8 protein-coding genes are annotated in these 12,263 nt (G+C 64.3%); 6 read left to right on the top strand and 2 right to left on the bottom strand.

All coding sequences use genetic code 11. The features are described from left to right. Window positions 1–183 precede the first annotated feature (183 nt). Window positions 184–1,461: a glucose-1-phosphate adenylyltransferase gene (gene glgC, locus BN1124_RS02810; RefSeq protein ID WP_042638848.1), complete on the top strand. Its 1,278-nt coding sequence runs from the start codon at window positions 184–186 to the stop codon at window positions 1,459–1,461. Window positions 1,462–1,531: 70 nt separating this feature from the next. On the opposite strand, the gene BN1124_RS02805 is transcribed toward glgC, so the two are convergent. Both BN1124_RS02805 and BN1124_RS02800 read right to left on the bottom strand, forming a co-directional pair. Next, window positions 1,532–3,532 (bottom strand): hypothetical protein, encoded by a 2,001-nt coding sequence (locus BN1124_RS02805; RefSeq protein ID WP_042639001.1) that lies wholly within the window; start codon window positions 3,530–3,532, stop codon window positions 1,532–1,534. Between the two features lie 147 nt (window positions 3,533–3,679). Then, window positions 3,680–4,231, bottom strand: coding sequence for a lipoprotein (locus BN1124_RS02800; RefSeq protein ID WP_042638846.1), 552 nt, complete (start codon window positions 4,229–4,231; stop codon window positions 3,680–3,682). 321 nt (window positions 4,232–4,552) lie between these two features. Here BN1124_RS02800 and BN1124_RS02795 point away from each other — a divergent pair, with 321 nt between their 5' ends. The 5 genes from BN1124_RS02795 to dhbA all read left to right on the top strand — a co-directional run bounded on the left by BN1124_RS02795 (window position 4,553) and on the right by dhbA (window position 12,250). Next, window positions 4,553–5,716: an isochorismate synthase gene (locus tag BN1124_RS02795; RefSeq protein WP_042638844.1), complete on the top strand. Its 1,164-nt coding sequence runs from the start codon at window positions 4,553–4,555 to the stop codon at window positions 5,714–5,716. A 76-nt stretch (window positions 5,717–5,792) separates the two neighbouring features. Continuing rightward, window positions 5,793–7,460, top strand: a complete 1,668-nt coding sequence (locus BN1124_RS02790; protein WP_042638842.1) for a (2,3-dihydroxybenzoyl)adenylate synthase — start codon at window positions 5,793–5,795, stop codon at window positions 7,458–7,460. 22 nt (window positions 7,461–7,482) lie between these two features. Further along, window positions 7,483–8,397 carry an isochorismatase family protein gene (locus BN1124_RS02785; protein ID WP_042638840.1) on the top strand — a complete coding sequence of 305 codons (915 nt, stop codon included), beginning with the start codon at window positions 7,483–7,485 and terminating at the stop codon, window positions 8,395–8,397. Then, the gene (gene amoF / locus BN1124_RS02780; protein WP_042638838.1) at window positions 8,394–11,483 is read left to right on the top strand and encodes an amonabactin biosynthesis non-ribosomal peptide synthetase AmoF; all 3,090 of its coding nucleotides are present in this window, start codon (window positions 8,394–8,396) and stop codon (window positions 11,481–11,483) included. Before BN1124_RS02785 ends, amoF begins: the two co-directional genes overlap by 4 nt. A 17-nt stretch (window positions 11,484–11,500) precedes the next feature. After that, the gene (gene dhbA, locus BN1124_RS02775; protein WP_042639000.1) at window positions 11,501–12,250 is read left to right on the top strand and encodes a 2,3-dihydro-2,3-dihydroxybenzoate dehydrogenase; all 750 of its coding nucleotides are present in this window, start codon (window positions 11,501–11,503) and stop codon (window positions 12,248–12,250) included. The last annotated feature ends 13 nt before the right edge of the window (window positions 12,251–12,263 follow it).

Below are 12,263 nucleotides of genomic sequence, written 5' to 3'. Positions count from 1 at the left end.
TCATCCTTGATGATGTCCATAATGGATGAATTCTAATCAAGTCGGCAGCCCGGTGCCTGTGTACTCACACAACTCCGGGAAAAGATGGGTAAAAAGCGGCTAATCTGTGAGTGAAAACACTTTCATAACCGCTAAAAAAGGTGAAGATGAGATGAAAACAGCTCCAACTAGGCCGAGGTGATTATGTCGTTAGAACCCGTAGATACTGCCAAAGCACGGCAACTATTGAATCAGAGTATGGCCTTGGTGCTCGCGGGAGGGCGGGGCAGCCGTCTGAAGCAGCTGACCGACAACCGTGCCAAACCCGCCGTTCATTTCGGCGGCAAGTTCCGCATCATCGATTTCGTGCTCTCCAACTGCATCAACTCCGGCATCCGCCGGGTGGGTGTGGTGACCCAGTACAAGTCCCACAGCCTGCTGCGCCACCTGCAATCGGGCTGGTCCTTCCTGCGCTACCAGATGAACGAGTTCATCGATCTGCTGCCCGCCCAGCAGCGGGTGGACGAGGTGCACTGGTATCGCGGCACCGCTGACGCCATCTACCAGAACGTCGACATCATCCGCGACTACGGCCCCAAGTACATAGTGGTGCTGGCGGGGGATCACATCTACAAGATGGACTACGCCGCCATGCTGCTCGATCACGTGCGCCTCGGCGCCAAGGTGACGGTGGGCTGCATCGAGGTGCCACGGGTGGAGGCCTCGGCCTTCGGCGTCATGGACATCGACGAGCATCGTCAGATCCGCGCCTTCGTGGAGAAGCCGGCCAACCCGCCCGCCATGCCGGGTAACGAGGATGTCTCCCTGGCCTCCATGGGGATCTACATCTTCGAGGCGGAGTATCTGTATCAACTGCTGGAGGAGGACATCAACAACCAGGAGTCCAAGCACGACTTCGGCATGGACCTGATCCCCCGCATCGTCACCGAAGGCAAGGCCTTCGCCCACCCCTTCACCATGTCCTGTGTGGGTGCCAAGGAGGGGGTGAAACCCTACTGGCGCGACGTGGGAACCCTGGATTCCTTCTGGGAGGCGAACATGGATCTCGCCTCCGTGGTGCCCGAGCTCGACATCTATGACGAGAACTGGCCCATCTGGACCAGCCAGAACATGGCCCCTCCCGCCAAGTTCGTGCAGGACAGAAACGGCCAGCACGGCATGACCATCAACTCCATGTTTGCGGGTGGCTCCATCGTCAGCGGCTCCTTCGTGCTCAACTCGGTGCTGTTCACCAATGTGCGGGTGCACTCCTTCTGCACCCTGGATCAGGCGATCATCTTCCCCGGGGTCGAGATCGGTGCCGGCTGCCGACTACGTCGGGTGGTGGTGGACAAGGGCTGCAAGCTGCCCGATGGGCTGGTGGTGGGGGAGAACGCGGACGAGGATAGCCGCCGCTTCTATCGCTCCGAGCAGGGCATAGTGCTGGTGACCAAGGCGATGCTGGCCAAGTTGAAGGGATGATTTAAAACGATAAAAAACAAGGGAGCCACGAGGGCTCCCTTTTTCATGGGCCAGATGACCCTTGGTTCACTTATTTCTCACTCACGACGGCCTTGCCGGCCATCACCATGGCGGTGCCGTGCTTGCCACCGGCGGCGGTGACTTGCGGCACGCCGTCTTCGTCGGTGTCATGGCCTGCGCCTTCGATGACGTTCTCACCGGAGTCGCCGATCCATTCGGCCATCTGCATGCCGCCGTTGACGGTGCCACGGAACCAGCTCACATAACGCTGGGTCAGGTGGGCCAGCTCAAGCTCTGGTGCCTTCTCGGCTCCTTCGTTGCGCAGGTTCAGCATGGCGGAGCGCAGGGCGCCGGAGATGGCGGCCTGGGTCCAGGGGCTGTATTCACCCTGCTTGCCCGCGAGCCAGGTACCGGCCTTGGCATTGAAGAAGGCCTTGTCGGTGGCGATGAACAGCTCCCTTGCCGCGGTGCGGTACTTGGCATCCGAGGTGGCGAGGAAGGCGGCGGTCAGGCCGCGGATGGCGGCGAACTGGGTCTCGATGGACTGGCCCGCATCCGGTTTGGCACCCAAGGTCAGGCCATCGTGCAGCAGACCATTCTTGCCCTTGAGCTGGGCGAGCAGGAAGTCCGCCTGCTTGCGAACGAGCGTCAGAGCCTGTTGGCCCTGGGCGGTCTTGAGGTTCAGCTCGCCGTTGTCACCGGCGGCGTAGCCGACCGGCAGCGCATCCTGGGCGCGCTGGAAGATCTGCAGGGCGACCAGGGAATAAGCGGCGTCGAAGGTGGTGACGTGCTTGCCCTGTTTGCCTGCCTGCCAGCTGTCCACCAGGGTGCCGGCCTTGGCGTCGAAGTGCAGGGCATTGAGGTTCTTGAACACCATGCCGGAGAGGTTCAGTGCCAGGGAGAAGGCATCCTGGCCCGCGACCAGCTTGGCGGCATCGCTGCCTTGGTTGGCCGCCGGTGCGGCGGCGAAGGGGGCGCCGTCAAACACGGCGTGGAAGGCCGGGTTCTGGTTGGTGTTGGCGCTGCGCTGATCGCTGAAGGCGTAGAATTCGGACAGGGGCCACAGCAGCATCCAGGCGTCGCGCAACTGGGCTGAGCCATCCACGACCTCCAGCTTGCCGATGGCACCCACCTCGTTCTTGGTGGTTTCGGTCACTTTCACCTGATGGGGGAAGTAGACCACGCCCTTGGCCGGATCGTATTGGGGGCTTATCTTGGCGCCGAGCTGTTTGCCGTCGAAGCCGAGCTGACCCTGCAAGATGGCCAGCTTGTCGATGGACTGTTCGGTCAGCATCATGCCGTTGAAGCCATCTGCGGCGGAGACGCCGAGCTTGTGCTTGCCGTCCTGATCCATGGTGGAGGAGGCAGCTTCAACTTCTTCGTCGCTCTCGGCGACGTGCATGCCACCGAGGAAGTCCTGGGACCACATCACTTCCTTGAGCAGGATGCCGCCCACGGCCGCCGGGTTCAGCAGGTTGTCACTGCCGCTCCAGCGCAGAGTGGTGTAGTCACGGAAGTAGGCGGGAACCTGGGTCTTGACGGATTTCTCGACGCCCTTGGCGGTCTTGATGGTGACCTGATCGCCGTTGACCGGGGTGGTGTTCACGGCTTGCGCAAACTCGGGATTGGCGGAGGCGTAGGGCAGGGAGAGGGGATACATGCCTTGCGGCACTTCGTCGGCCGGGAAGCCGACGGCCTCGGCCATGGCCAGTACCCGCTTGCCGAGATCGGCCAGGGTGCCGCCACGAGCCAGGTTCTGCGGCCCGTTCACCAGATGCGGGCCCATGCTGGACTGGTAGTTCAGGGCATACATGGCCTCTTCGGAGTATTCATAGGATTCGATGCCAGCGGCGAAGTCGAACGGGGTCGGCTCATCGGCGCGGTTGGCATCCAGCACGTCCAGATCCAGGCCAAGGGCCTCGGCCAGCGGCTCGCCGGAGAGCTCGAATTCGGTGTAGGCCAGCATGCTGGCGGCGGTATTGAAGGTCTTGTCCTCGACCTTGACGGCGGCGTGCGCGGCGCCGCCGATCAGTGCACAGGCAATCGCCTGCACCAGTACGGTTTTTCTCATGTCCTTTTCACCCATATGTTTGATTTTATTATGACGCTTCTCAAAATCTAAATGAGAATGGTGTGCATTATGGGGCAAAGGAGGGGGCTTGAGAAGAGAAAAGCCGCGCCTGGGTTGCTGGGGAGAGGGGAGGCGCGGCGATGAGTATTACATCAGTTTGAAGGGGATGACCAGGCGGCCCGGCTCCACCTTGAGGGCCTCGACCTTATCCTTGATCCTGGCCTCGTTCTTGCGGTTGCCATCCAGACGGTAGACCGGGGTCTGGGAGAGGAACAGGGAGAGGGACTGGTTGAAGGTCGGCAACAGCGGGGTGAGGGCGGTGCCCACGTCGGCCGGCTCCGTCTTGACCGAGATGAGCTCCAGATCGCGAAGGTAGATGGCGCCTTGCTCGGCCACATAGTCCGGGCGGGCACTCAGGGAGAGGCGGATCTTCATCTGCTGGCTGCCCAGCGGGCTCGCCACCTGCAGATCCCCGGCGGCATCCAGTTCGACCCGATCGGCGCGGCTGCGACCGATGCGGCTCTGCAGATCGTCGAGCCGGATCTTGCTCGACATGATGCCGGGGATGCCGATCTCTTTCTCGAAGGCGACCCTGTCTTTGAGGTACTGGTTTATCTCGCTCTCGCTGACGTTGTACTGGGTGAGGGAACAGGCTGCCAGCAGCAGGCTCAGGGGAAGCAGAAGCAGGTTTTTTAACATGGAGGGTTTCATCTCGACGGGTGACAACAGGACATGGCGCCATCTTAGGGGCAAAGCGGCTTGGCCGCCAGCTCAGGCCTTTTTATCCCGTTTCTGTCGCATCCCCCATATGGGGATGGCAATTTGTGTTCATTCGAGTAGCACTTCAGGCCCCGGTCACGCCAGGCCAGTGCTGGCCTCATCGCCCCTATATCCACAGATAAGCTCCAGTTTTTCCGCCAAAAAATCCCCTTGACCGGGCTCTTTCGACCCGCGTATTTTACCGCCGCTCAAAAGCAATTGATAACGATTATCATTTTGAATCATCTTTGAGGGTCTAGCGTGAATACTCTTGTAATGAAAGATGGTGTCCCTGCCGAGGCCGGATCCCCGCCCGATTTCTTGTTTACCTCGGGCCAGGGCTGCCTTCGCGCCTATGATTTGGGCCAGCCCATCAGCACCCCGGCCAGCGAGTGGTCCCTTCTGGAGCGACAGATAGTGCAGGCCCTGGCGGCGGCAGAAGCCGCAGGCCAGGCCAATCCGCTGCTGGTCGGTGCCTTCGCCTTTGACCCTGCCGAAGCCTCCTGTCTCTATGTGCCCGGCCGCTATGAGCGGGGAGAGCGAGTCTCCCCCCAGGCGAGCACCCCCGACACCAATCAGGTAATCTCGGTGAGCAGCACGCCCGCCGCCGCCGAATTCAAAGCCTCGGTGAGCTCGGCCCTCGATGCCTTCGCGAAGGGCAGCCTTGCCAAGGTGGTGCTGTCGCGCAAACTCAAGCTGCACCTGCGCAAAGCCGCCGATCCCGAGCGGGTGCTTGCCCGCTTGATGACCCAAAATCCCAACGCCTTCCACTTCTCCTTGCCGCTCGGGCAGGGCCGTCGCCTGCTCGGTGCCAGCCCCGAGTTGCTGCTGCGAGTCAGTGAGGGCGCCGTCTTCACCCATCCGCTGGCGGGCTCCGCCAAGCGGGGCGGCGAGCCGCAACAGGATGAGGCGGTGGCGCGCAAGTTGCTGGCCTCTCACAAGGATCAGCACGAGCACCGCCTGGTGATCGACGAGATCCGCCGGGTGCTGACCCCCCATTGCCGCGAGCTGGCGATCCCCGCGAGCCCGACCCTGATGAGCACGGACACCCTCTGGCATCTGGGCACCCCTATCGCGGGCCAGCTGCACGGGCGCGATGCCTCCGTGCTCTCCCTCGCCTGCCAGCTGCATCCCACCCCGGCCCTGTGCGGCTATCCCACGGATCTGGCGCGTCAGTTCATTCGCGAGCAGGAGCCCTTCCGGCGCGCCCTGTTCAGCGGCATCGTCGGCTGGTGCGACAGCCAGGGCAATGGCGAGTGGGCCGTGGTGATCCGCTGCGGCGTGCTGGATGGTCATCATGTTGAGCTGTTTGCCGGCGCAGGCATAGTGGCGGGGTCGGATCCCGCCATGGAGTGGGCCGAGACCGGCACCAAGCTCGGCACCATGTTGAAAGCGCTGGGTCTGGATCTGGAGGTGGCGCTATGAGACAGCCTTACCACATGGGCTTGCCGAGCCGGCAGCCCAAGTTCAATGCCCTGGGCCTGGATCTGGAGGTGGCCCTATGAGCGATGCCAAGCGTTTCCTGCCCTACACCCGCTGGCCAAGCAGGCTGGCGGAATCCTACCGTGCCAAGGGCTATTGGCGCGGTGAGCCGCTGACCGCCATGCTGAGTCGCCAGTGCGAGCTGGCGCCGGATGCGGTCGCCATCCTCTGCGGCGAGCGCAGCATCAGTTATCGCGAGCTCGATGAAGGCGCGACCCGGTTGGCCGAGAGGCTGGCCTGCCACGGCTTTGGCGTCGGCGATACCGCCCTGGTGCAGCTGCCCAATGTGGCCGAGTTCTACCTGGTGTTCTTCGCCCTGCTCAAAGTGGGCATAGCGCCGGTCAATGCGCTCTTTAGCCACAACCGGCTGGAGCTGGTCTCCTATGCCGAGCAGATTGCCCCCCGGCTCTTTATCGGCTCCACCGCGCATCCGCTCTTCGCAGGCCTGGATCGCGGCGCTGAGCTGCTGGCAGGGATAGGCGCCGAGCTGGTGCTGCTCGATGGCGAGAGCGCAGAGCTGGGTCTGGCCCACTGGCTAGGGGCGCGGGATGACATGGGCACGGCGCCTGTGAGCTATGGCCCTAGCCCGGCGGACGAGGTGGCCTTCTTCCAGCTCTCCGGCGGCAGCACAGGCACCCCCAAGCTCATTCCCCGCACCCACGACGATTATCTCTACAGCGTGCGCCGCAGCAACGAGATCTGCGAGCTCGGCCCCCATACCCGTTACCTGTGCGCCCTGCCGGCCCCTCACAATTTCCCCTTAAGCTCCCCCGGGGCGCTGGGGGTATTCGAGGCGGGCGGCGCCGTGGTGCTGGCGCCGGATCCCGGCCCCATGAGCTGCTTCCCGCTGATCGCCCGCCACGGCGTCAACCTCTGCTCCCTGGTGCCGCCAGCGGTCTCCCTCTGGTTGCAGGCGGCCGAGGCGGACCCGTCCGTGCGCAGCCAGCTCGAGAGCCTGGCCTTGCTGCAAGTGGGCGGTGCCAAGCTGGCCGAGGCGGTGGCCAGGAGGATCACCCCGCTGCTTGGTTGCCAGCTGCAACAGGTGTTTGGCATGGCCGAGGGCCTGGTCAACTACACCCGGCTGGACGATAGCGACGACAAGATAATCCACACCCAGGGCCGCCCCATGTGCCCGGATGACGAGGTGCGGGTGCTGGACGAGGAGGGCAATCCGGTTGCCCAGGGCCAGCCCGGCGCCCTGCACACCCGCGGCCCCTACACCTTCCGCGGTTACTACCAGAGCCCGGACCACAATGCCCGGGTGTTTGATGCCGAGGGCTTCTACTGCTCCGGGGATCTGGTGGTGCAAGACCAGGATGGCTACCTCACCGTGGTGGGGCGGCAGAAGGATCAGATCAACAGAGGCGGCGAGAAGATCGCGGCCGAAGAGGTGGAGAACCAGCTGCTGCACCACCCGGCCATCACCCAGGCGGCCCTGGTCTCCATGCCGGACAGCACCATGGGGGAGAAGAGCTGCGCCTTCATCGTCACCACTGAGCCGGGCCTCAGGGCGCTGGCCCTGCGCAAGTTCCTGCGCTCTCGCGGTGTCGCCGAATTCAAGTTGCCGGATCGCTTCGAGATCCTCGAAGCCCTGCCCATGACGGCGGTAGGCAAGATAGACAAGAAGGGCCTGCGTGAGCGCATCGCGCAATCCGTTGCCGCAAGCCAGCCCCTGACAACAGTTTAAAACTAAAAGGAATCATGACGTTATGGCTATCCCAACCCTGAACAACTACGCCATGCCCAGCCAATGGAAGGCCAACAAGGTCAGCTGGACCCTGGCGCCGCGCCGCGCAGCCCTGCTCATTCACGACATGCAGGAGTACTTCACCGCCTTCTATGGCGAGAACAGCCCTCTCATTGGCGAGCTTGTCGCGCGTCTGGCCGCGGTGCGCAAGCACTGCAAGGCCCTCGGTATCCCGGTTTACTACACCGCCCAGCCCAAGGATCAGGCGCTCGAGGACAGGGCCCTGCTCAACGACATGTGGGGTCCGGGTCTGAACAAGAGCCCCGAGTTGCAGCAGGTGGTGGCCCCCCTGCGCCCCGAGAGCGACGATGTGGTGCTGGTCAAATGGCGCTACAGCGCCTTCCAGCGCTCAGAGCTCGAGCAGATGCTGAAAGAGCAAGGGCGAGATCAACTGATCATCGGCGGCATCTACGGCCACATCGGCTGCATGATGACCGCCTGCGACGCCTTCATGCGCGACATCCAGCCCTTCTTCCTGGCGGACGGGGTGGCGGACTTCTCCCTGGCAGATCACCAGATGGCGCTGGACTATGTGGCGACCCGCTGCGGCAAGGTGGTGCCCTGCGAGGAGGTGCTGGCCCTTGCACCGGCCGCCCAGGCAATCCCTCTGCTCACCAATCCGTTGCTGACCTATGAGGGGCTCAAGGCGCGGCTGCTGAGCCACATCGACGAGGATGAAGCAGAGTTCGACGCGGACGAGAACCTCATCGACTACGGTCTCGACTCGGTGCGCATCATGTCCCTGCTCACCGAATGGCGCGCCGCCGGGGTGGAACTCGGCTTCGTGGACTTGGCCAAGACGCCGACCCTGAACGGCTGGTGGCGCCTGATCGACGCCAAGCTGGCCGAGCAAAACACCCTGGAGGTGGTGCAATGAGCCGCTTTCCCTTGACCATCCCCCAGCAGGGGCTCTGGTCCGGTCATCTGCTCAACGACGACAAGGCGATGTTCAACACCGCCGAGTGCATCGCCTTCGATGGCAAGGTGGACGGCACCGTGCTGGCCGCGGCACTCGCCCAGGCGGTGGGCGAGTGCGAGGCCCTGCAGGGCCATTTCGAGGACAATGGCGATGAAGTCTGCTTCGTCAGCCACGCCCTGGCCCCGGCCTACCGCGAGGTGAACCTGGCGCGCGGTGACGAGACGGAGGCCCGCGCCTGGGCATGGGCGGATCTGCGCCGCCCGTTCGAGCTGACCACGGAATCCCCCTGCCGCTTCGCCCTGCTGCGTGGGCCGGAGCGGGATTATCTCTACAGCTGCGTGCACCACATCGCCCTCGACGGCTTCGGCACCACCCTGCTGTTCCAGCGCATCGCCGAGCTCTATGGGGAAGGGCTGGAAGGGGCCATGTTGTCGCCGTCCCCGTTCGGCCTGCTGGACGAGGTGCTGGCAGAAGAAGTGACCCGGGAGGAGAGTGGCAAGAACGCCGCCGCTCGCACCTTCTGGCAGGAGCAGTTGCAAGGCTGGCCCGAGGTGAAATCCTTCAGCGAGTCCCGCGCCCCCATCGCCGCCGAATTCATTCGTGAGAGCCGCCCGCTGCCTGCCGAGCTGTGGCAGACCCTGGTGCGCTTTGCCGATGACAACAAGCTGGGCTGGCCGGATCTACTGCTGGCCGGGCTCTCGGCCCAATTGTCCCTCGCCAGCGGTCAGGAAAAGACCCTGTTTGGCCTGATGATGATGAACCGCATCGGCTCGGCCTCCCTGACCGTGCCCTGCATGCAGATGAACATCATTCCGCTGGCGCTGGCGCTCGATGAGGGGCTGGATCTGACGGTCGCCGCCAGCGCCGTGGCCAAGGCCAAGCGTGGTGTGCGCAAGCATCAGCACTATCGCTACGAGTTGCTGCGCCGCGACCTCGGCCTGGTGGGGGGCGACAAGCGGCTGTTTGGCCCCCTGGTCAACATCATGCCGTTCGACCATGCCCGCCGCTTCGGGCCGCTCAATGCTCATATCCTCAACATCAGCGCAGGTCCTGTGGAGGATCTCACCATCGAGATCCAGGTCGGAGCCGATGGTCAGCCCAGGCTGGATCTGGACGCCAACCCGGGTTGCTACCAGCAGGCCGATCTGGCGCGCATCGCCGATACCCTGTTCGCCCTGCTGGGTCGCTGGCTGGCCGAGCCCACCCTGACCCTGGGCAGCCTCAAGGCCGATTGGCTGGCCGAGCAGCGGCTGACTGCGCTGATCACTGGCCCTTCCCACGAAGTTATCAAGGTGCGCCCTGTGCTGGATGCCCTCTGCCACTTCGCGGCCCAGACCCCGCACAAGATAGCGCTGGAGCAAGGGGAGGCTCGCTTTAGCTACGAGGCGCTGCTGGCGCGCAGCGAGCAGATGGCCTCAGCCCTGCAGGCCGCCGGTGTGCAGCCGGGAGACAGGGTCGGCGTCATGCTGGCGCGCAGCCCCCAGGCCATCTTCGCCCAGCTGGCGGTGCTCCTGGCGGGCGCCGTCTATGTGCCCCTCGATCCCGAGCAACCCCTGGAGCGTCAGGGCCACATACTGCGTCTGGGGGAGGTGAAGACCCTGATCACCCAGGCGGAATATCGCCACAAGCTGGCCAGCCTGTTCGAGGGCCGGACTCTCTTGGTTGGGGATCTGGTGAGCGAGAACCGTCTCTGCCAGCCGACCAACTGCGCTGCGGTGGCTTACCTGATGTTCACCTCAGGCAGCACGGGTCTGCCCAAGGGGGTGGCCATCAGCCACGGCGCCCTGGATCACTTCGCCGCCGCCGCTCGCTGCCGCTATCACCTTGATGGGGACGCGCGGATGCTGCAATTCGCCCCCTTCAACTTCGACGCCAGCATAGAGGAGGTGTTCGCCACCCTGAGTGCCGGCGCCACCCTGGTGCTGCGCACCGACGCTCTGCTCGAATCCATCCCCGCCTTCGTGGCCGGAGTGGAAGAGATGGAGATCACCCATCTGGACCTGCCCACCGCCTTCTGGAACGAGTGGGTGGTGTCGCTGGGCGCAGGCCAGGCCCATATCCCGGCCAATCTGGCCACCGTCATCATCGGCGGCGAGGCGGTCTACCCGGAGCAGCTGGCCCAGTGGCAGCGTCAGGGACGCGCCGATCTGCGTCTGTTCAACACCTATGGTCCCACCGAGACCACGGTCGTGGTCACCACCCAGGAGCTGCAAGGGGAAGACCCGACTCAGGCCCAGCTGCCCATCGGCCTGCCGCTGCCCGGCATGCAGGCGCTGATCCTGGGGGCGGGGGAGCAACCCGCCGAGGAGGGGGAGCTGGTGCTGCTCGGCCCGCAACTCGCCAACGGCTACGTCGGCGGCGTTCAGGGGAGTTTCGGCACCCTGAGGGTCGGCGCGCAGGATCTGCCCGTCTATCGCACCGGCGATCGCGTGCGCTGGGTGGCCGGTCGTCTGGTCTATCTCGGTCGGCGCGACAACGAGTTCAAGATCAGCGGCTATCGCATCCAGCCCGGTGAGGTGGAGGCCCAGTTGCTGGCGCTGCCCGGAGTGGATGAGGCCTGCGTGCAGGGGGTGAGCATCGGCAATGTACGCCGGCTGGTGGCCTTCGTGGCCGGAGCCGAGCGGGATAGCCGGGTCATCAAGGCCCAGCTCGCCAGGGTGCTGCCTGCCGCCATGATCCCCACCGACTATCGCCACTTTGATCAACTGCCCCGCACCGGCTCCAACAAGCTGGATCGCAAGGGGCTGCTGGCCCAATACCAGGCGGGTGGGGAAGCCCTGACGCTGGGCAGCGAGACAGAGAACAGGGTCGGCGCCATCTGGCAGCAGATCCTGGGGCTGGCCACCATGGGGCCGGCGGACAACTTCTTCGAGCTGGGGGGCCAGTCCCTGCAGACCATACAGATAGTGAACCGGCTCGGCGCCGAGTTCGGGGTGCAGGTGAAGGTCTCCGATGTGTTCGATCATCCCCGTCTGGACGACTTCTGCCGTTTCCTCGACGGCAAGCTGACCGAAGACGAAGAGAGCGTGGAGATGGTCTGGTGATGAAAGGCGAACAGATGATGAACTTTGATTTCAGTGGCAAGCGGGTCTGGGTGACCGGGGCCGGACGTGGCATAGGGTATGAGGTGGCGCAGCAGTTCGTGGCCGCCGGCGCCGAGGTGATTGGGCTGGATCAGGCCTTCCCCCATGCGGATTACCCCTTCGCCACCCGGCTGCTCGACATTCGCGACTCGGGGGCGGTCAATGCCTGCTGCGAGGAGCTGCTGGCCGATGGCGGGCTGGACGTGCTGGTGAACGGGGCCGGGGTCTTGCGCCTCGGTCCCACCGAGACCCTGAGCGACACCGATTGGGATGATTGCCTCGCGGTCAACGCCAGCGGCGTCTTCTACCTGCTGCGGGCCCTGGTGCCCCATTTCAAGGGGCAGCAGAGTGGCGCCATCGTCACCATCGGCTCCAACGCGGCCCATGTGCCGCGCATGCAGATGGCGGCCTACTGCGCCTCCAAGGCGGCGGTCACCAGCCTGACCCAGACGGTGGGGCTGGAGCTGGCCCCCTTCGGCGTGCGGGTCAACCTGGTGTCGCCGGGTTCGACGGATACCGAGATGCTGCGCGGCATGCTGCCCGATGAAGGGGCCATGGCTCGCACCATCAAAGGGCTGCCGGATCAGTTCAAACTCGGCATACCGCTGAACAAGATCGCCACCCCCAGCGAGATCGCCAATACCGTCCTCTTCCTGGCCTCTGACTTGGCCAGCCACATCACGCTGCAGGATCTGGTCGTCGACGGCGGCGCCACCCTGAGCGCCTGATCCAAGAGGCTGA

The organism is Aeromonas eucrenophila, from assembly GCF_000819865.1.
Classification (GTDB): Bacteria; Pseudomonadota; Gammaproteobacteria; order Enterobacterales; family Aeromonadaceae; genus Aeromonas; species Aeromonas eucrenophila.
The sequence above is the reverse complement of the archived record's forward strand: the minus strand, read 5'-3'. Positions and strand labels throughout refer to the sequence as shown.

What these genes read in the sequence shown, in the direction of transcription:
- BN1124_RS02790 (WP_042638842.1), top strand. Translation starts at nt 5,793, where the DNA reads ATGAGCGATGCCAAGCGTTTCCTGCCCTACACCCGCTGGCCAAGCAGG.
- dhbA (WP_042639000.1), top strand. Translation starts at nt 11,501, where the DNA reads ATGAACTTTGATTTCAGTGGCAAGCGGGTCTGGGTGACCGGGGCCGGA.
- BN1124_RS02800 (WP_042638846.1), bottom strand. Translation starts at nt 4,231, where the DNA reads ATGTTAAAAAACCTGCTTCTGCTTCCCCTGAGCCTGCTGCTGGCAGCC.
- BN1124_RS02805 (WP_042639001.1), bottom strand. Translation starts at nt 3,532, where the DNA reads ATGAGAAAAACCGTACTGGTGCAGGCGATTGCCTGTGCACTGATCGGC.
- glgC (WP_042638848.1), top strand. Translation starts at nt 184, where the DNA reads ATGTCGTTAGAACCCGTAGATACTGCCAAAGCACGGCAACTATTGAAT.
- amoF (WP_042638838.1), top strand. Translation starts at nt 8,394, where the DNA reads ATGAGCCGCTTTCCCTTGACCATCCCCCAGCAGGGGCTCTGGTCCGGT.
- BN1124_RS02785 (WP_042638840.1), top strand. Translation starts at nt 7,483, where the DNA reads ATGGCTATCCCAACCCTGAACAACTACGCCATGCCCAGCCAATGGAAG.